Origin of the sequence: Caldimonas mangrovi (genome assembly GCF_023721835.1) — a bacterium.
In the GTDB taxonomy this organism is placed as follows: domain Bacteria; phylum Pseudomonadota; class Gammaproteobacteria; order Burkholderiales; family Burkholderiaceae_C; genus Caldimonas; species Caldimonas mangrovi.
Map to the genome: position 1 here is coordinate 139,836 of NZ_JAMKFE010000014.1, position 19,636 is coordinate 159,471.

The 19,636-nt window shown below is 68.1% G+C and carries 17 protein-coding genes; 9 read left to right on the forward strand and 8 right to left on the reverse strand.

The genetic code is table 11. The features are described 5' to 3' along the window. Window positions 1-15: 15 nt before the first annotated feature. The 6 genes from M8A51_RS20315 (at window position 16) to M8A51_RS20340 (ending at window position 8,319) form a co-directional block, all read left to right on the forward strand. Complete coding sequence (locus M8A51_RS20315; RefSeq protein ID WP_251780361.1) at window positions 16-2,553, forward strand: VirB4 family type IV secretion system protein; 2,538 nt, start codon at window positions 16-18, stop codon at window positions 2,551-2,553. Then, on the forward strand, window positions 2,550-3,698 hold the full coding sequence (locus M8A51_RS20320; protein ID WP_251780362.1) for a hypothetical protein: 1,149 nt from the start codon (window positions 2,550-2,552) through the stop codon (window positions 3,696-3,698). Before M8A51_RS20315 ends, M8A51_RS20320 begins: the two co-directional genes overlap by 4 nt. 126 nt (window positions 3,699-3,824) lie before the next feature. Beyond that, window positions 3,825-4,829 carry a type IV secretion system protein gene (locus tag M8A51_RS20325; RefSeq protein ID WP_251780363.1) on the forward strand — a complete coding sequence of 335 codons (1,005 nt, stop codon included), beginning with the start codon at window positions 3,825-3,827 and terminating at the stop codon, window positions 4,827-4,829. 14 nt (window positions 4,830-4,843) lie between these two features. Beyond that, window positions 4,844-6,304, forward strand: coding sequence for a type IV secretion system protein (locus tag M8A51_RS20330; RefSeq protein WP_251780364.1), 1,461 nt, complete (start codon window positions 4,844-4,846; stop codon window positions 6,302-6,304). Then, window positions 6,301-7,287, forward strand: coding sequence for a type IV secretion system protein (locus M8A51_RS20335; RefSeq protein WP_251780365.1), 987 nt, complete (start codon window positions 6,301-6,303; stop codon window positions 7,285-7,287). Before M8A51_RS20330 ends, M8A51_RS20335 begins: the two co-directional genes overlap by 4 nt. A gap of 210 nt (window positions 7,288-7,497) precedes the next feature. Next, complete coding sequence (locus tag M8A51_RS20340) at window positions 7,498-8,319, forward strand: CHAP domain-containing protein (protein ID WP_251780366.1); 822 nt, start codon at window positions 7,498-7,500, stop codon at window positions 8,317-8,319. Between the two features lie 88 nt (window positions 8,320-8,407). Here M8A51_RS20340 and M8A51_RS20345 read toward each other — a convergent pair whose 3' ends face one another. The 8 genes from M8A51_RS20345 to M8A51_RS20380 form a co-directional block, all read right to left on the reverse strand. Further along, the gene (locus tag M8A51_RS20345) at window positions 8,408-8,764 is read right to left on the reverse strand and encodes a hypothetical protein (protein WP_251780367.1); all 357 of its coding nucleotides are present in this window, start codon (window positions 8,762-8,764) and stop codon (window positions 8,408-8,410) included. A gap of 88 nt (window positions 8,765-8,852) precedes the next feature. Further along, window positions 8,853-9,863, reverse strand: coding sequence for a LysR family transcriptional regulator (locus tag M8A51_RS20350; RefSeq protein ID WP_251780368.1), 1,011 nt, complete (start codon window positions 9,861-9,863; stop codon window positions 8,853-8,855). 28 nt (window positions 9,864-9,891) lie between these two features. Then, complete coding sequence (locus M8A51_RS20355) at window positions 9,892-10,830, reverse strand: isoaspartyl peptidase/L-asparaginase family protein (protein ID WP_251780369.1); 939 nt, start codon at window positions 10,828-10,830, stop codon at window positions 9,892-9,894. Continuing rightward, window positions 10,831-11,571 carry an amino acid ABC transporter ATP-binding protein gene (locus M8A51_RS20360; protein ID WP_280926117.1) on the reverse strand — a complete coding sequence of 247 codons (741 nt, stop codon included), beginning with the start codon at window positions 11,569-11,571 and terminating at the stop codon, window positions 10,831-10,833. Window positions 11,572-11,785: 214 nt separating this feature from the next. Continuing rightward, complete coding sequence (locus tag M8A51_RS20365; protein ID WP_251780370.1) at window positions 11,786-12,850, reverse strand: amino acid ABC transporter permease; 1,065 nt, start codon at window positions 12,848-12,850, stop codon at window positions 11,786-11,788. Between the two features lies 1 nt (window position 12,851). Further along, entirely contained in the window at window positions 12,852-14,009 is a 1,158-nt protein-coding gene (locus tag M8A51_RS20370) for an amino acid ABC transporter permease (protein ID WP_251780371.1), read from the reverse strand. Window positions 14,010-14,015: 6 nt separating this feature from the next. Next, window positions 14,016-15,050, reverse strand: a complete 1,035-nt coding sequence (locus tag M8A51_RS20375) for an amino acid ABC transporter substrate-binding protein (protein ID WP_407062254.1) — start codon at window positions 15,048-15,050, stop codon at window positions 14,016-14,018. Continuing rightward, window positions 15,047-15,904 carry a MurR/RpiR family transcriptional regulator gene (locus tag M8A51_RS20380; RefSeq protein ID WP_251780372.1) on the reverse strand — a complete coding sequence of 286 codons (858 nt, stop codon included), beginning with the start codon at window positions 15,902-15,904 and terminating at the stop codon, window positions 15,047-15,049. Before M8A51_RS20380 ends, M8A51_RS20375 begins: the two co-directional genes overlap by 4 nt. A 210-nt stretch (window positions 15,905-16,114) precedes the next feature. Here M8A51_RS20380 and M8A51_RS20385 point away from each other — a divergent pair, with 210 nt between their 5' ends. The 3 genes from M8A51_RS20385 to M8A51_RS20395 all read left to right on the forward strand — a co-directional run bounded on the left by M8A51_RS20385 (window position 16,115) and on the right by M8A51_RS20395 (window position 19,513). Further along, entirely contained in the window at window positions 16,115-17,299 is a 1,185-nt protein-coding gene (locus M8A51_RS20385; RefSeq protein ID WP_251780373.1) for an HMG-box domain-containing protein, read from the forward strand. Window positions 17,300-17,654: 355 nt separating this feature from the next. Beyond that, entirely contained in the window at window positions 17,655-18,770 is a 1,116-nt protein-coding gene (locus M8A51_RS20390; RefSeq protein ID WP_251780374.1) for an ATP-grasp domain-containing protein, read from the forward strand. A gap of 323 nt (window positions 18,771-19,093) precedes the next feature. Further along, the gene (locus M8A51_RS20395; RefSeq protein WP_251780375.1) at window positions 19,094-19,513 is read left to right on the forward strand and encodes a hypothetical protein; all 420 of its coding nucleotides are present in this window, start codon (window positions 19,094-19,096) and stop codon (window positions 19,511-19,513) included. The last annotated feature ends 123 nt before the right edge of the window (window positions 19,514-19,636 follow it).

Below are 19,636 nucleotides of genomic sequence, written 5' to 3' on the forward strand. Positions count from 1 at the left end.
AACGGGGTCACACGCATGGGCGCCAGAGAAAAAATCGGCACGGTCCTGGACTTGCACACCTGCTATGGGGTGTACAACGGGTTCGTGCTGACCAAGACCGGGTCGCTGATCGGCGCCATCGAGCTGACGGGGCGTGACCCCAACGGCATGGCGCCGATCGACCACCAGGGTCTGATGCGCATCGTGCGGGTGATCTACAGCAAGCTGCCCAAGGACATCTCGATCACGCAGTACTACTCGCATTTCGAGGGCGCCAAGGTCAGCCTGCGGCCGCGCGAGCATCCCATCAGCAACCTGATGTCACAGCGGCGCGAGGCCTACCTGAACAGCCGCGGGCTCTGCAACTCGCGGCTGATCCATTACTTCGAGATCCAGGCGCCGGAAAACTCCACCAAGCTCGACATCCCGGGGCTGATCAAGCACCTGGCGATGTCACCGGTGAGCCCGGCCAGCCGGCGCATGGTCAAGCAGGTGATCTCCAAACAGGGGGCCCTGCTGTTCATCGCCGACCAGCTCGAGCGCCAGTCCTGGGCACTGAAAGACGCCCTGTCGGTCATCGAGACCAAGTGGTCCGGCATCATGGGTGCACGCCAGCTCGGCATCGAGGAGCTGTGGGCTCACATGCGCTTCCTGGCAACGCTGCAGCCGCGCCGTCTCGACACCGCCATGCAGGAGACGCTGCCGGAAAGCAACTGGGACCACTTCATGACCAGCGGCGACGTGCGCCACATGCGGGTGGCCAACATGGACGTGCTGAAGGTCGACGACACCGAGCACCAGTACGTCAAGATCGGCGCCATCAGCCGGCTGGGCAACCCGGTGCGCGAGGGTCTGTGGGGCAACGGCGACGATGCGCCGGTGCACCTGCGCGGCAACTACCTGCTGATGCACCGCTTCACGCCGTTCACCGAGTTCAAGCGCTCGATGCTGTTCCACAGCAAGCAGACCGAGCTGGAGCGTAGCGCGTTGAACCCCTGGGACGTGCTGCAGGGCCGCGAGCGTTCGCTCTACGAAAAACAGATGACGATGAAGCCCGCCATCGCCCAGAAGATCGAGGAGCTCGGCGAGGCCGAGGCGCTCGACGAGGTCTGGGGTCAGGGCCATGCCTTCGTCGCGGCATTCCATCAGAACCCGGCCAAGCTGCGCGATATGGTGCTGTCGCTCGACCGCGCCTGCTCCAATGCCGGCATTTCGGTGGTCTGGGAAGGCGTGGACCTGCCCTATGCCTACCAGACCATCCAGCCGGGCGGGCAGCACAAGAGCATGCGCGACATCGTGATGAATGCCACGCAGAGCGCGGCCGCCTCGCTGGTCTACCAGAGTTCGCTGGGTCAGCCCTTCGTCGAGGACCTGGGCAACGAGGAAGCCCAGTACATCCTCGAGAGCAACGACGGCCGGCCGTTCTTCTACAGCAATTTCATCGGCGGACGCGCGATGCTGGTCGGCATCGGCCCCATCCGCAGCGGCAAGACCTTCCTGAAGAACACGCTGGCGACGCACTTCCTGAAGTACGGTGGCGTCATCCGCGCCATCGACATCGACCCTGGCACCGAAACGCTGGCGCAGGCCTTCGGCGACGATGGCGGCATCTTCCGTGTCACGGCCGACGGCGCGCACGGCCTGAACCCCTTCGTCAACTACCAGGGCGACGGCGACATCGGCTTCATCGTGCACATGACCGAGCTGCTGATCGAGATGATGCGGGCCAACGACGACCCGCTGCTGCAGACGCTGGCGCACAACGAGCAGGAGTACCTCGACGGTGCCATCCGCAAGACACTGCTGCTGCCCCCCGAGATGCGCACGCTCGACTCGCTGGTCGCGCACATGCCGATGCAGCTGGCGCAGAAGTTCACGCGCTGGACGCGCGGCAACGACCCGCAGATGGCCGGCCGCTACGCGCCGCTGTTCGCAGCCCAGCAGGACTCGGCCGGTGGTCTCGACAAGCGTGTGGCGGTCTACAACCTGCAGGCAGTGCGCGACGACGAAAACGGCATGCGGCCTTTGCTGCTGGAACTGTTCTATCGCATCACGCGAGCCTTCGAGGACCCGCGCCGGCGCGGCATCCCGAAGGAACTGCACGTCGACGAATGCCACCACGCGCTGCGGCTGAAGGCCTTCGCCGACTACCTCGTCGCCAAGGTGCGCACCTGGGGCAAGTGGGGCGCCGGGGTGCAGCTGTGGACGCAGTCGCCGGAGGAACTGCTGCACAGCGAGAGCTGGGCTGCGGTGCGCAGTGCCGCCAGCACCTTCGTCTTCATGGCCGATCCCAAGATGGACCCGGACCTCTATCTCGAGACCTTCCCCTTCCTGCAGCACGGCGAGTGCGAGGCGATCCGCGGGCTCATCCCCAAGCGGCAGGCCTTCATCGTGCAGCAGGAGCTGGGCGTGTCCAAGGTGGTCAACCTGAGCGTGGAGCCGGAGCAGTACGTGATGAACACGTCGCATCCGCGCGAGGCGGCGATCCGCACCGCGCTGATCGAGGAGCACGGCTACGAGCGCGGCATGCAGCTGACGCTGCAGCGCTTCCGCGAGGAAAGGATCCTCAAGTGAAACGCGCGGCTCCATCCCGTGGCCGCCATGCGGCCCGCAGGCTGCGAGCCTGGGGCGCTGCCTGTGCCTGGCTGGTGCTGGGCACCGGGTGGGCGGGCGCGCAGAGCGCGGCCGACCAGGAGATCGACGCCATCGTCGCCGAGATCGCGCAGTTGCCGCACGAGACCTTTGCGCAGGACCCGCAGCTGTGGCAGGAGGTGTTCGACCTGCTGGAGCAGTACTACGCCGCACGGCGCCAGGCCGGCGCGGCGCCGCCTTCGGCCCCGGCACCCGCAGCGGTGCCCAAACCTCCCGGCGCCGAGCCGCCGCCGCTGGAGGCCGACAACTTTCCGGCCGCCTTCCACGGTCTGGTGGCCGCCGCACGCAGCGTCGGCGGGCAAGACCTGGCCGGGCTGCTGCTGTCCGACGGCATGAACGGCGGTGGCGCGCCCGGCGTTGGCGCAACCGCCGCCGTGGATGACGCCGCAAGGCGTGCAGGGGTGAGCTTTCCCAGCCCGGAGCAACTGCGATTGCTGATGACGCAGGTCGAAACCGCCAATGCGCGCAATCCCAACGCCGACACGCTGAACAAAGGCATGCGGGACGCCCTCAACGGGCTGCAGGCGCGCGCCACGCAACAGCGCCAGGAACTCGATCGGCTGCAGCGCGTGGGCATGGGCGTGGCCAAGCGGCTCGAGCTGCTCGACTCGATCGTCGGCCGCGCGGGCGGCCTCGATCTGCAGGCTCCCGCGGTGTCCGCTGCCCAGCTGACCGAGCTGCGCTCGATGCTGAGCGGCGTGCGCAGCGCGCAGGACCAGGACATGGGACGCGTCGGTGCCCACGAGGTGCAGGGGATGCTCTGGGCCTCGCGCAACAACCCGCGCGATGGAGCCGCCGGGGTGCCGGCCGGTCACGGCGAGCTGGTGCAGTCGGTGACGCGGCGCATCGAGGCGTTGCGCGCGCAGCAGGACATGGCAGAGGCGCTGCGTTCGCTGCAGATCGGCCAACAGGAGCTGTACCTGGCGGCGCTGGACGCCCTGGCGCGCGAAGAGTCGGTGAAGGCGGCGGCGCTGCACCAGGGTGGCCGTGCCCAGCAGCAGCTGCAGCAGGTCAGTGAAGAAACCAAGCGCCTGTCGAGCGCCGTAGAACGCCTGCTGACGAGATAGCAGGCAACAGGAATCGCGGAGGGAGCGCCCGTGCGTGGCGCGCCCTTCGCGTGGCAGCCGCGGGGCGTGTCGTTCACGCCCCGCGGCTGACTCGAGATCAAGGAACAGAGCAAGCGAGTGCCCCCCGTGCTGCCCATCCCCTCCAGGCTGAGAAGCCTGTTCGCTTGTCTGGCCCTTGGTCTGCTGTTGTGGGGGTGGGCGGTACCCGCTCACGCGGTTTCGGTTCCGGCGCTGCACGAGATCTTCGAGTCGTTCGACCAGGTCTCGCAGCAGATCACGGACTCCATCAGCAATGCGCTGGGCACGTCGCAGATCAGCACCATCGTCAACGTGCTGTTCGCGTCGTTCGCGCTGTTCCTGTTCGTGTGGAAGTTCGCCGGCTTCGCGCTGCGCGGCTTCAACATGCTGGACCTGATGACGTTGATGCTGTCGATCTTCTTCGTTTACATCCTGCTGACCGGCTACCAGGCCATCTTCCCGCCCATCATCGGCGCCGGCCGCCACATCGCCAACGTGCTCGGCAGCGGCATCAGCGGCCGCGACCCGACGATCAGCATGGCCGAAGCCATCTTCGGCATGATCGGCTCGGTCGATTTCGAGGCCGGCTGCAGCGGCCTGAGCTGCCTGGGGGCCGACATCCTGTCGTGGCCGGCCGCGCTGGTCGCCTACGCGATCGTCATCATCCTCGGCATCATCGCGACGCTGGTGGAACTGTGGACGCTGTGGGGCTTCCAGATCGCCTATGCCATCGGCTGGTTCACGATTCCCTTCCTGCTGTTCGAGCGCCTGTCGTTCCTGTTCGACGGCTGGCTGAAGTTCTTCTTCGGCATGCTGGTGTACATCATGGTGGCCAACGTCAACCTCGGCGTCGTGCTGCTCGGGCTGGAGATCATGTTCGGCGTGGCCCACGGCACCAATGACATCCCTGCGCAAACGGTCACGGTGGACGGCTTCTTCGACATCATGGGGATGATCGTCTTCCTGGTCGTCGGCATCGCGTCGCTGTATTCCACCGGCAAGTTCGCGTCGGCCATCGTCCACTCGGCGGCCGGCGGCGGCATCGGCGACGTGGTCCAGAAGGCCGCGCAAGCCACTGCCACCGCGGCCGGCGCCGCCGTCGCACTCCTGTAGCCGAGGTGTCCTCGATGCTGTCCTTTCTGCGCGCTCCCTGCTCCGGCGCCTCGCTGCTTCGCGCCTGCAAGCTGCTGTTGCTGGCTCTCTGGCTGACCGGCGCGGCCGTGCCCGCGCAGGCCGGCGTCGACGACGCGTTCAACCAGATCCGGGAGTATGAGGACGCGATGGTCGAACGCGTCACCGACGTCGTCGAGAGCGACGAGGTCAACGACATCGCGAACACCTTCTTCCTGGTGATGGCTCTGGCGCTGTTCGTGCTGAAGTGCACCGCCTACGCATTGCGCGGGTTCGACCTGGCCGACATGTTCCAGACCATGATGCAGATCATGATCACCGGCTTCATGATGGTCTCGTTCACCGTCATCGTGCCGGCCATCTTCAATGCGGCGTTGTATGTCGGGCAGGCGCTGCTCGCCGGCCTCGGAGGCATCTCGTTCAACTCGAACGAGGCCCGGGACCTGCCGACGTCGCTGGTGGCCATGCTGGTGAAGTACGGCGGCACGATCGGCCCGGAGTGCGACGTCGACTGGTACAACCCCTTCAGCGCGCTGGACTGCATCAAGAACGGCGTCGTCTCGGTCATCGCGACGTTCATCATGACCATCATCATCGGCCTGCTGTGCATCGCGGTGACGCTGGTCGACATCTGGGGCTTCTGGCTGTATGCGATCGCGCTGGCGCTCGGCAAGCTGCTGGTGCCCTTCACGTTGTACCGTCGCCTGAGCTTCCTGTTCGACGGCTGGCTGCGCTTCTACTTCGGGGCGCTGGTCTACCTGATCCTGGCACAGGCCAACGTGGCGCTGGTGGCCGTGGCCATCCTCACCTTCCTGGGTACCACGGTGCAGGCGGTCTCCACGGGCTCGTTCACGGCACCGGCACAGCCGCCGATCAAGGACCTGGCCGACATCCTGGGCATGGTGCTGTTCTGTGGCGTGGGCATCTTCACGCTGTTCGCCACCGGCCGCTTTGCCGGTGCCATCGTCGCCGGTGCCGGGGCGGGCGGGTTGAATTTCGCCAAGATCGCCCAGTCGGTGGTGCGCATCGTGGCGGCGCCGGTGATGGTCGCCGCCACTGGCGTGAAGGGCGCCGTGCAGGGCGTGAAGGACAAGAAGGCCTCGCTGGCCGCGCAGCAGCGCGAGGAACGCGCGGCCCGCCGCGCGGCACGTGGTGGCGGCTCCCCGCGCCCGCGCCCCGCCAACGCGCCGGCGCGGCCCCCGGCACCCGCACCCAGCCTGAGCTTCGGCCAGTTCATCGGCGCCGCGGCAGGCGGCATGGCGCGGGCCTACCGCGATGCCGGGCTGCGCAGCATGAACCGCAACCGCTCGTTCCGGCGCGGCTACAACTTCGTCAAGGGCGGCAACAGCTCGAGCGGTGGCCGCGGTGGCGGTTCGCGTGACCGCCACACGCAGGCGCAGATGGACGCCGACCGCTGGATGCAGGACAACGCATCGCGCAGCGGAGCGGGCACGTGAGCGCCTTCGCCGCCCGGACGTGCGTGCGGGGTGCGCTGCAGCTCGGGCTCGGTCTCGGGCTCGGCCTGCTGCTGTGTGCCGAACCGGCGCACGCGCAGCAGATCCCCGTGGTGCACGACGTCTTCGTGGCGCTCGAGGAGATGGGCGACAAGCTGACCGAGGCGGTCTCCAACGGATTGCAGACGGCGCAGGTGTCGAACATCGTCAATGTGCTGTTCGCCTTCTTCGCGCTGATGACCTTCGTCTGGAGGTTCGTCGCCTTCGGCATGCGCGGCTTCAATCTGCACGACATCCTCGAGCTGATGTTCGCGATCTTCTTCGTCTACCTGCTGCTCACCGCGTATCGCACGCTGGTGCCGGCGATGGCGGCGGCGGGACGCTACGTGGGCGACGCGCTGGCCGACGGGCTGATCGGCACCGAGGACGACATGACGCTGGCCGAATCCATCTTCGTCAAGGTGCTGACGCTCAGCCTCAAGGCCGAGTGCCCCGGATTCTGGGGGTGCTGGGAGAACCCGCTGCCGATGCTGGTGACCTGGATCGGCAACTTCGTGCTGATCGTGCTGGGCATCATCGCCACGGTGGTCGAGGTGTGGATGCAGTGGGGTTTCGAGATCGCCTATGCGGTGGGCTGGATCACCCTGCCCTTCCTGCTGTTCCGCAAGCTGGCCTTTCTGTTCGACGGCTGGCTGCGCTTTTTTCTCAGCGTGATCATGTACGACATCGTCGCGAAGGTGACGCTGTCCGTGGTGCTGGTGTGCTTCTCGGTGCTCACCGGGCGCATTCCCGGCGCGATGGGCGCGACCATCGACGTCACCGGCCCCTACAGCCTGGTGGCGCTGTTCCTGTTCGTCGTCGTCGGCATGTTCGTGCTGGCCACCACCGGCCGCTTCTCGCTGGCGCTGGTCTCGGGTGTGAAGGGCGTGGGCGGTGTGCTGCAGGACATGGCGGGCGGTGCGGCGCGTGCCACGAGCGGCCGCTGACCGGCGGGATTCCGGACAAGCCCCGCAGCGGTGTGCGGCATCCCGCACACCTGCATCGGCTGCGCCGGCATGGAAGCACCGGGGCAAGCCGCGCGCGAACGTCGGCCGCTCATCGCCGGGCTGGCACGGAAATCGCGCAGGCCTGCGATGGCTCGGGGCGCTTCGGGCAACGCGAGCCAAACACGAAGATCAAGTCTCACCGGAGGCCCCATGTTGTCATTTCTGCCACGCGCCCGCTTCGGGCTTCACTTCTCCTGGCGGCCGTTGTTGGCCTTCGCCTGCGCGGCGATGCTGATGGCCGTGTCGCAGCATGCCGCTGCGTTCGCCTGCGGCGCAGCGCCGTCCGCCTATTTCGACGGCAAGAGCGGGTTCGACAAGTTCGACGATCCCACCGGCTTTCCCGTCTTCAACAAGCATCACTGCTACGGCAACCCGATCTTCAGCACCAACGGCAAGGACACCTACACGTCCAACCCGTTCGGCAACCGCATCATGACCAACAGCGGGTTCGGCTACCAGTGCTTCGAGCTGGCGCAGCGCTACTTCGGCTTCAAGTTCAACAAGTGGATCATCATGCCGTCGGCCAAGAACATGTGCGACTGGCCGCTGCCGCAAGGGGTCAAGCGCTTCCGGCCGGGCCAGGGCACGCCGGTGCCGGGCGACCTGTTCGTGTTCGGCGGCGGCCAGTGCGGCGCCAGCCAGGAGCATGGCCACGTGGCGGTCGTCACGCGCGTCTACAACGACGAGAGCGTGCAGATCATCCAGCAGAACATGCGCAGCGAAAGCTCCACCGTCGTCAACATCCGCATGTCCTGCGCCTGCGCGATCCTGCACGCCGAGGACAACAAGCTGGCGAACGCGCCGCGCACCGGCACGCCGACCGACGCCTGGGGCCCCGACAGCTACCCGGCCGATGCCGGGCCGGTGCACACCGGCGGCGGCAACCTGTTGAGCAAGCCCGAGAACGCCTGCCGCTGCTCGTCGGACGATCCGGACAAGGTGTGGCCGTTGTGCTGCAAGGGCGGTGACTGAAGCGCTCGCCCGGCGTTCGCGCCGGGCGGGATCCTGCACGCCGGCGGGGCCGGTCGTGCGTTGCGCCGCATACCGCGGCGTGCTCGGGTCAGGAAGTCTCGTCGGCCGGCTGAGCGGCCGCCGCCGGCTCGGAGTCGGCGCCCGGCCCGCGGTGCAGCGACAGCGCGTAGTGCCCGACCGCATCGGCGATGCCGTCGACGGCGAGCGCCTGCGCCAGCAGCGCGGCGACGACAACCGAGGTGTCCGGCCTCATGCGCAGCTTGCGCTGCACGTCGATGCGCAGCGCGAGCGCGGACTGGAACAGCTCCTCGGGGATCGGGATCCAGCGCACGCCCGACTTGGCCTGTGCATCCTGTTGCCGGCGCTTGCCGGTGTCCAGACGATAGACCTTGCCGGCGTCGCGCGGCGCATTGTTCCTGCGGGGCGTGGGGGCAGCGTTCTTCATGCGGCGTCTCTCCTTCGCGCCGCAAGAACGCAAGTTCCGAGCCTGCGGAATGCTCCGCCACGCTGCGATGCGCGCTCGGCAGGCTGGCTCAGCAGCTGACGGCGCTGGCCAGCGTGGCCGGTCCCTGCAGCCGGCTGCGCGGCAGCAGGGGCCCGTCGTCGAGGCCGTTGCGGGCGCTCCCCCAGTGCATCGACTCCGGTGCCGGCTCGGGCTTGCGCGCCGTCAGGTGCTGCACCAGCCGCCGTGCAGAAGCCGGCAGCGACTGCAGGTCGCGACAGCACACGTGCACCGGCATGCTGGCCCAGGCCTCGTCGAGCGCGAGCACGCGCAGGCGCAGCGGCTGCGCATACAGCCGTGCCGAGTCGGCCGGCACCACCGCCAGCCCGAGGTTGGCGGCCACCAGGCGGCACACCGCCTCGTAGTTGTCGGCCCGCATGCGCACGTTCAGTGCGCCGCCCCGCCCCTGCGCCATGCGACCGAGCAGGATGTCCCATTCGCCGTTGGCCGTCAGGCTCACGTGGTCGTGCACCAGCGTGTCGGCGAAGCTGACCGACTCGCGTCGCGCCAGCGGGTGCGACGGGTGCGTGACGATCACGTGCGTCACGGTGTCGTAGTGCCAGACGCACAGGCTCTCGGGATACGGTGCCACCGGCGCAACGATGCCGACGTCGGCTTCACCCCGCACCAGCATGTCCAGCGTGTCGGCCGGTGCGTGCGACGTGAGGTCGACCTGTACCTGCGGGTGCATCTCGACAAAGGAGGCCAGGTCGCCCGGCAGCCGCTGCACCGCAGCCGCGCTGCTCGAATGCAGCCGCACCCGCCCGCGCACGCCCTGGGCGAACTGGCTCATCTCGACCATCAGCAGTTCCAGATCACCCATGGTCGCCTTCACGCGCCGGTGCAGCATTTCGCCGGCGTCGGTCGGTCTCACGCCGCGCGCATGCCGATGCAGCAGCTTGGTCTGGAACAGGTCCTCCAGGTCGGTGATGCGCTTGCTCGCCGCCGACACCGCGATGTGGTTCTGCCGGGCCCCGCGGTTGATGCTCTGGGTATCGACCACGTCGGCAAACAGGTGCAGGGAGAAGAAGTCCAGGCGCATGGTGGGTTCCGATCCAGGGGAAACGCGGTCAGCGGAAGATGCCGGTACGTCCGGCCTCGCCTTCGTGCACCCAGGCGCGGTACATGCCGCGCGAGTTGAACGGCATCGCAACGCGTCCTTCGCGTCCAACCGACACCAGGCCCCCGAGCCCTCCCAGCGGCGCCAGCGACTGCGCGAGCGCTTCGTCGGCGGCCACCGCCAGCTCCTGGCGCGCGTAGACCATGCGGGCATGCACGTCGTGCGCCAGGCAGGCGCGGATGAAGTGCTCGCCGGTGCCGGTGCACGACACCGCGCAGCTCGCGTCGTTGGCATACACCCCGGCGCCGACGATGGGCGTGTCGCCGACCCGCCCGGGCATCTTGTTGGTCATGCCGCCGGTCGACGTGGCGGCCGCGAGATGTCCGTGGCGGTCGCGCGCCACCGCCCCGACGGTGCCGAAGCGGTGCGGTGCGTGGCGCGCCTCGGCGGCGTCATGGTCGAGCACCGCCGTCTGGCCGTGCCGGGCCTGCACCTCGCGCAGCTGAGCCAGGCGTGCAGGCGTCGAGAAGTACGACGGCTCGACGATCTCGACGCCGTTGGCGCGCGCCATCCGGTCGGCCGCCTCGCCGGCCAGCAGCACGCAGCGGCCGTCGCGCATCACCTGCAACGCGGCCCGCACCGGGTTGCGCACCGTGCGCACGCCAGCGACGGCGCCGGCGGCGAGTGTCTGCCCGTCCATCACGCCGGCGTCGAGCTCGTGCCGCGCGTCGGCGCAGAACACCGCACCGCGACCGGCATTGAACAACGGGCAGTCCTCCAGCGCGGCGACGGTGGCGACCACGGCGTCGAGCGCACTGCCGCCTCGGGCGAGCACCGCCTCGCCGCACTCGAGCGCGGCGGCCAGCCCGGCGTGATAGGGGGTTTCGTCGCCGCCGGCCGCGATGGTGCCGGCACCGCCGTGCAGGGCGAGAGCGTAGGAAGCAGCCATTCAGTGCGTCAGGATCTTGCCGAGGAACGCGCGCGTGCGCTCGCTCTGCGGGTTGTCGAAGAAGCGGTCCGGCGGCTGCACCTCGACGATGCGCCCGGCCTCCATGAAGATCACGCGGTCGGCGACCTGGCGCGCGAAGCCCATCTCGTGCGTGACGACGATCATCGTCATGCCCTCGCGCGCGAGTTCCTGCATCGCCTCCAGCACCTCGCCCACCATCTCCGGGTCGAGCGCCGAGGTCGGCTCGTCGAACAGCATCAGCTGGGGCTGCAGCGCCAGTGCGCGTGCGATCGCGACACGCTGCTGCTGGCCGCCGGACAGCTGCCCGGGGTATTTGTTCGCCTGCTCGACGATGCGCACGCGCTCCAGCAGCGCGAGCGCCTGCTGCCGGCTCGGCGTCGGCGCCTGGCGCTTGACCAGCATCGGCGCCAGCATCACGTTGTCGAGCACCGTCAGGTGCGGGAACAGGTTGAACTGCTGGAACACCATGCCGATGCCCTTGCGCGCCTGCACCGCCTCGCGCCCGTCGTCGAGCGACACACCGCTGAAGGTGATGCGGCCGCCGTCGTGCCGCTCGATCGCATTGATGCAGCGGATCAGCGTCGACTTGCCCGAGCCCGACGGCCCGCAGATGACGATCTTCTCGCCCTGCGACACCTCGAGACTGCAATCGTCCAGCGCATGGAAGCCGCCGAACCACTTGTGTACGCCGTCCATCGACAGCAAGGTCATAGCACTCATCAGTTTGATCTCACGTCTTGGTCGCGCCTTGGTACGCACGAACCGGTTGTCCGAGTGGCGCCGCAGCTCCGGCGCCGCCGGTCTGCCAGCGCCGCCCCCTTGAGGGGGCTGAGCCCGGACACGAACGGTCCCTGCGGACTGTTCGCGCCTGCGAAGGGCCGGGCCTCCTGGCCCGGCGCGGCCTGCAAGGCCGGCGAAGCCGGCAGGGGGTGGGTCATCTCAAGCTATAGCGACGGTTGAGGTAGCGGCTGTACTGGGCGATCGACAGGCCGATCGTCAGGTAGATCGCGCTGACCACGATGTACATCTCGACGAAGAAGGGCTGCCACTGCGGGTCGCTCATCGCCAGTCGCAGCGTGCCGGTGAGGTCGTAGATGTTGACGATGGCCACCAGCGAGGTGTCCTTCACGGCGCCGATGAAGTTGTTGGCCGTCGGCGCAATCGTGATGCGCAGCGCCTGCGGCAGCACGATGCGGCTCAGGGTCTGCCACTTGTTCAGCCCCAGGGCGTGGGCCGCCTCGTACTGCCCGCGCGGCACCGCCTGCAGCCCGCCGCGGAACACCTCGGCCAGGTAGGCTGCGTGGAACAGCGTCAGGCACGCGCCGATGCGCAGCATCGGGTCGAGCCGCCATTGCGCCGGCAGCAGCAGCGGCAGCACGAAGGCGCCGAAGAACAGCAGCGCGATCAACGGCACGCCGCGGATGGCTTCGATGTAGCCCGTCGACAGCCAGCTCAGCACCGGCAGCTTCGAGCGCCGGCCGAGTGCCAGCGCGATGCCGAGCGGCACGCCGATCAGCAGCGCGGCCACGGCCAGGAACAGCGTCAGCGGCAGCCCGCCCCACAGGTCGGAGCCGACTGGCGTGAGGCCGAACACGCCACCGGCCATCAGGACGCCGAACGCCAGCAGACCGGCCACCAGCAGCGCCAGCCCGGTGCGGCCGAAGCAGCGCGGGTGGGCCGCCGCGCCGACCGTGCCGAGCAGCACGATGCTGGCGACGATGGGCCGCCACAGTTCGCCGGGCGGGAAGCGGCCCAGCAGCACCAGCTGGTGCTTTTCGATCAGCACGCCCCAGCAGGCGCTCTCGGTGGCGCGGCAGGCGACCGGGTCGGCGACCGTCACCGCGCCGAACACGCCCCACTGCAGCGCCTGCCAGACCGCGTAGGCCAGTCCGAGCAGCAGCGCGCTGGACACCAGGGCCGAGGGTGCGTCGCTGAACAGCGTTGCGCGCAGCCGCTGCAGCAGCGAGGCCGGCGCGGGAGGTTGAAGCATCTGCGCCATCTCAGCGCTCCTTGAGTTGCACGCGCGTGTTGACCGCGCCCATCACCACCGCGATGACCAGGTTGAGCATCAGGTACACGCCCGCGATGATGCTCAGGCATTCGATGGCCTGCCCGTTCTGGTTCAGCGACGTGGTGGCGACCGAGACGATGTCCGGGTAGCCGATGGCCACCGCCAGCGACGAGTTCTTGACGGTGTTCATCACCAGGCTGGTGTACGGCGGCACGATGACGCGCAGGGCCTGCGGCACGATCACGCGCGCCAGTGTCTGGGTGCGCGTGAAACCGAGCGCATGCGCGGCTTCCCACTGAGCGCGGGGGACCGCCTGCACGCCGGCCCGAACGACCTCGGCGCAATAGGCGCCTGCGTACACCGTCAGCGCTCCGACCAGGGCCAGCCACTCGGGGCTCAGCGTGGCGCCGCCGCTGACGCCGAAGATGCCCACCGTCGGCTGCTGCCAGCCTTGTGGCAGCGCGAACCACAGGGCCGCCGAAACCGCCAGCGCACCCGCCACGGCGAGGCCGCGGCGCGCCGCAAAGCGCCAGGCCGCGGCCAGCAGCGCCAGCGTGACCACCAGCCCCGAGACGATGCGACCGGTTCCCAGCTCCGGGATCGCGACCGCCAGCCCACCCTTGCTCAGGTAGACGTGTTCGCCCCATTGCATGGGCTGGTCCGGGCTGGGCAGGGACAGCGTGAGCGCGAAGTACCACATGAGCACCTGCACCAGCAGCGGCACGTTGCGCACCACGTCGACGTAGACGCTGGCCAGCAGCCGCACCAGCGCATGGCGGCTCACCTGCGCCAGCCCGGCGGCAAAGCCGAGCAGGCTGGCCAGCAGCACGGCGGGCACCGCGGCGCGCACGGTGTTGGACAGGCCGGCGGCAAACGCCTTGGCGTAGCTGTCGCCGGCCTGGTACTCGACCAGCCCTTCCGAGAGCGCGAAGCCGGCACTGTCATCGAGGAAGCCGAACCCGGAGGCGATGTTGCGCGCCTCAAGATTTTGCGCCGCGTTGTGCGCCAGCCAGCCTCCGGCCGCCAGCACCAGCGCCAGCGCAACCACCTGCAGCAGCAGCGAGCGCCACTTCAGCGGTGCCGCGGGCGGCTTGGGTGCGGCATTCATCTCGGCGGGCGCCGGCAAGGATGCAGAAGTCGTGGACATGGTCTTTCAGCGCAGCGGGGGCGACATCATCAGACCGCCATCGGTCCACAGCTTCATGTAGCCACGCGGCAGCTTCACGAGCGACTGCGCGCCCAGATTGCGATCGAACGACTCGCCGTAGTTGCCCACCTGCTTGACGATGCGGTAGGTCCACTCCTTGTCGAGGCCGAGGAACTTGCCCATGTCGTCACCGGCGCCGACGAAGCGCGCGATGGCGGGGTTGTCGCCGTCGGCCTTGAGCTTGTCGATGTTCTTCGAGCTGATGCCCAGCTCTTCGGCCTCGACCATCGCGTACAGCGTCCAGCGGGCGATCGCGAACCATTCGTCGTCGCCGCGACGCACGGCCGGTCCGAGCGGCTCCTTGGAGATCAGCTCGGGCAGGATCTCGTAGTCGTCGGGGTTCTTTAGCTGCGTGGCCTTGAGCACCGCCAGTGCGCTGCTGTCGCCACTGAACACCTGGCAGCGGCCGCTGGTGAAGGCGTGCAGCGTGGCCTCGTGCTGGTCGAACACCACGGCCTTGTACTTCAGGTTGTGGGCGCGGAAGTACTCGGCCAGGTTCTTCTCGGTGGTGGTGCCCGAGTCGACGCAGATGGTGGCGCCGTTGAGCTGCTTGACGCTCTTCAGGCCGGGGCGCTTCTTCACGATGAAGGCCTGCCCGTCGTAGAAGTTGATGCCCACCCAGGCCAGCCCGAGCGACGTGTCGCGCGTGTAGGTCCAGGTGGTGTTGCGCGACAGCACGTCGATCTCGCCGCTTTGCAGGGCCGTGATGCGCGTCTGCGCGCTGGTCGGCACGAATTTCACCTTCTCGGCGTCGCCCAGCACGGCCGCAGCCAGCGCACGACAGTAGTCGGCATCCAGGCCGGTCCACTTGCCGTCGGCGCTGGTCAGCGCGAAGCCGGCACGGCCGGTGTGCACACCGCAGGTCACCACGCCTTTCTGCTTCACGCCATCGAGTACCTTGCCCGCGTGGGCCACGCCGGGAAGCGCCAGGCCGGCAGCCATGGCGGCGCCGATGATGCTTGCTGCGAATACAGTCTTCATGTCTCGTCCTTGTCGTTGGAGTCGGGGATGTATCCGTCCGTGGTCAGATGCGCGAGCACTGCTTCGGACAACTCGCGGGCGATACGCACCGCATCCGGATTCAGGCGCATGACGGCCGAGGCCAGTGCCTCGACGACAACCAATGCGCCCAGCGCGGAACTGGGCATGACGCTGTGCTGCGCCGGCGCCAGCAGCAGGCTGTCGGCCTGCTGCGCGAGCGGGTTGCCGGCGGCGTCGGTGATGGCGATGACATGGGTGCCGCGCTCACGCGCGAAACGGGCCATGCGCACGGTGGCGGTGGAGTAGCGCGGCAGCGACAGCGCCAGCAGCACGTCGGTGCCGGCGCAATGCGACAGGCGGCGCGCCGCCACCTCGGTGCCGCCCGGGCCGGCCAGTGGATAGACCTGCGGCAGGTAGGGCATCAGCACGTGCGCGGCGTAGCCGGCCACGAAGCTGCTGGCGCCGAGGCCGAGCACGAACACGTTGCGCGCCTTCAGCAGGCGGCCGGCGGCCCGCTGGACCTGCGGCCCCGCGGCAGCGGCCTGCAACGCATCGGCATCGATGTCGACGTCGCCGCGCGCCTTGCCCCTGGCCCCACCGACCTTGCGCACCGGATCGACCACCGACTCCAGTTCCTTGCCGAGGGACGCCTTCAGGTGTGCGAAGCCGTCGAACCCCGCCGCACGCGAGAAGCGGTTGACCGCGGCGACCGACGTGCCGGTGAGCGAAGCGACTTCGTCGGCACTGCACGACAACGTCTGGATCGGGTGAGCGGACATCCAGTGACCGACGCGCGCCAGAGAGGGCGAAGCGTCGGAAACCGCGGTCGTGATGCGTTGCTGGATGGAGGGCATGAGTGAATGATGCCATTCATTATTGGCGTTGTAAATCATTTCATTCAATCGACCTCGGCCGGCCGATCCGCGTCCACTTGACATAGGGCGGGCCCGCCCTATGTCCAACCTGCGGCAGACAGCCGCATCCCCGCAAGGGGGATCCTTCGACCCGACGAGCGACCAAGCTCCTCGGGACCAGGAAAGGGGTGAGTGGCCTTGTCGCCACGAATGAGTTGGCGCGACCCGATGGGGCGCGCCTTCGGAAGCGTCGCGTTCATGACGGTGTTCCTCTACATCGTCTACAACGCCGGCGTGGTCGGCATGCAGACCGCGAGCCGTGCCCTCGAACTCGAGGGCACCGTGTCCCAGTCCACCGTCTGGGTGTACCGGTTCATCTGGTTCACCGCCGCGGTGGTCGGCACCATGTTCGCGATCAATATCTGCCGGGCCGTCATGGCCCGGTTGACGAAGCGGCCGCAGCACTACGTCAAGTTCCGTCCCGCGCACATCCCGGCCAGCATCGGCCAGGCCGTGACGCAGGGTGGACAGACGATGTGCATCGTGTTGGCTGCCGGCATGCTGACCGGCCAGTTCCAGAGCAACCTGTCCCTGATCATCCTGCCGATCTGGACCGTGATCGTCGAGGTCATCGTCTGGAAGGTGCGCGTGCGCACCGAGCGCACGCGTGCTCGCAAGGAAGGTCGCGACGCGAAGGTGATCGAGCGCCCGTCGCTGAAGGCCCTGCTGGGGTCGGCGGCGTACGCGGTGATCGGTGCCTTCACGATCGGCGGGGGCAGCCTCGGGAACGGCAGCATCGGACTCGGCATCGGGCTGATGGTCGCCAGCGGGTTCTTCACCGCCTGGCTCCAGCAGTTCACGCAGGTGTCCGTGAGGGCGCTGGGCAAGAAGGTTCGTGAGAACCTGCGCGTCCAGCACCCGAACGCTTCCGACAACGAGATCGAGCAGCTCTTCAAGGCGCTGCCGAACCGCGAGAAGAAGGAGAGCAACCTCACCACGGCGCTGTGGCAGAACGGCCTCCCGGCCGTGCTGCTGCTGCCCCTGCTCTTCATGCCCGTCGCCGGGCTGGAGCAGGCGGAGCTGGTGGGCCCTGCGTCCATCGGGTGGAAGAGCTTCCTGATTCTGCTGGCGGTGCCTGCGTTCTCGCTGGCGCAGCAGGTCGCGCTGTACGGCTCGCTGCGGGTCGCGCCCGATGACACCATGCCCAAGTCCCGGCTGGCCCTGCTGAGGGGCTCGCAGGTGATCCTGGGCGGGTTCAGCGACGCGGTCTTCTTCTCCGTCCGGTTCACCGGTGGAGACTGGCTGGTGAGTGCCGTCATCTTCGTCACGATGAGTGTGTCGTTCTGGTTCGCCGGGCGACGCAAGCAGAAGGGCGAAGACGACAAGAAGAGCTGAGTGGGCCGGGGCGCGGACGTGTCGTCGACACGTCCGCGTGCCCGGATGCGTAGCTCCATGCATGCCGGGACCCATTCCTGAAGTGCCTGAGTGAACGTCGGGCAGGCGCTGGTTCGGACGCGGATATCTCTCCGCGTCCGGCCAGCGCTTCTTCATTTGTGGCGCCGCTTGGCACATCGCGTACCCACCCACCCATCCCCCTCCCTTGACAGATTTGTGACCCGCCCTAGACCACCGACGTGGGCCCGCCAACTGGCGGGAACGACCCACGACGGTTGGAGGGCTCGACCCCATTGGGGACGATGAACCTCCACGGACGAAAGGACAGTGATCGGTAGTGACTGAGCAGAACTGGATGGAGGCTCTCGAGCCGACCATCTACTGCGTGAACCCCGCCGGAGCGTTCGAGGCCAGCCAGGAGCGGCTGAACGGTGCCTTGGCGCAGGCGTTCGGTGCGACCCGCGAGGGTATCGACCGGATCTGCCTGCCCGAGTCGTTCCGCCCGATCTTCGGGACGGCCCTGAACCACCTGCGCAACCGGGGGCTGAACCCGACCACCGACGTGGTCTGGTCGCTGAACCCGAGCGTGCAGGAGATCGGCAACCGGGTGCTGGTGCCGCACACGCACAACGATCGGAACAACAATCCGAACGCTGTCGACGTGCGGGACGCCGCCGGCGACAAGGACCGCACGCCCGGCTGGATGAGCTTGATCGGTCAGCGGCACGAGATGCCGCGGACCGTCGTGCTCCAGCCGGGTCAGCAGTTCGACCTCGCTCGGTGGGGCAACCAGCGCGTGTTCGTCAAGCGCTGCACGGAAAGCAGCGGCGTGACCGAGTTCCCGAACGTCGTCGGCCCCATCTCGGGGCAGGCGGTGGTGGACGCGGTCGCCCAGCTCCACGCTCGCAACGAACCGGTGCAGGTCCAGGCGGCGGTGCCGGAGACCGGCAACGGCTGGGACGGCTCGGCGCAGTTCTTCGCCAGCGATGGCAAGGACGGCGGCGTGCTCAGGCTGCTGGGTATCACCCGGCAGCTCGTCGACGCCCGCAACCACCACTTCGGCAACGAGGCGCCGGTGAAGATCAACCGGCGCATCCGGCGAGCGCTGCTGAAGGTCGCCCGCACCCTGGTCAACCAGGGACTGCGCGGTGCCTTCGGTATCGACTTCCGGGTCAGCGAGGACGGTGAGAACGGCTGGATCACGGAGTTCAACCTCCGTGTGAACGGCAGCACCTTCCCGCTGCTCATCATGCTGCTCCTCGGCAAGAGCAACATGTGCTGCGTGCGAGAGATCCAGGTCCACGAGGACCTCTCGCTGGAGCGCGCGCTCGAGTTCGTCGAGGACGCCGACGGGGTGGCCTACCACTTCGGCTTCTGGCAGACGCAGCACAGGCTCGGTGTCGTCATGTTCGACGACAACGCCGCCTCGCGTCTGGAGGAGCTGAGGGACCGGCTGACCCTCGGCGTCTAGTCACGCTGCGTCGTCTTCGACGACACGGCTGACTGACAGGGTGTGAACGGCACGACACCCTGCGGCAGGAGTCTCGACTCCTTGCCGTAGGGTTCGTGTCGTTCCACTCTCGGGTGAAGTTCACAGTTCGATACGCAAGTTCGTTCGTTCGAGCCCGGCCCCGGGGGGTAGGCGTGTTCACACACGCCTCCTCCCGGGTTCTTCTCTTTGGGCCCGTCATCTCTTGCGCCGCGCCTGCGGCGACCTATACCGCCTCGGACCCCTCGGATGTCTTATCGACGTCCATGAGGTCGACGTTCCCTGCTCACAGATCGGAGAGGTTCATGTTCAGGACACTGGCCGCGTGGTGGCTCGCCCTGCGCGACAGCATCCGCCCGCGCCGGCAGACGCAGAGCGCTGCGGCGCCCCCTGCCTCGCAACAGGCCCTGTGGGAGCTGCTGGCTCAGATGAAGCGGCAGCCCGAAACGTTCGATGTCCCGGACGTTCCGGAACTGCAGGCCTTGCTGGCAACGGGTCCCGCCGCACGCGCTGCGCTGGCGGCGTTGGCCAGCAGCAAGGAAGGAGACGACAAGGAAGCGCTCAGGGCCACGCTCATGGGCGCGCTCGGCCCCTGGATGGACGCTCGTCACGAGGCCCAGGCCTACTGCGAGCAACGGTGCCAAGGCGCCTGCCTGTCCAGGGCAGCCGGCTGCCATGTCGCTCGGATCCAGCGCTGGTACGAGGACCTTCCCGAACCGGGCTAGGGTGCGTGCCGGCGTTGTTCGAGCTTTCGGCCAGCGCAAGAAGCCGCGGAGATGCATGTCATCTCCGCGGCTTCCTTCTTGTGCAGATGAAAAACGGCACGCCGGGTGCGCGCGAGGGAAGCC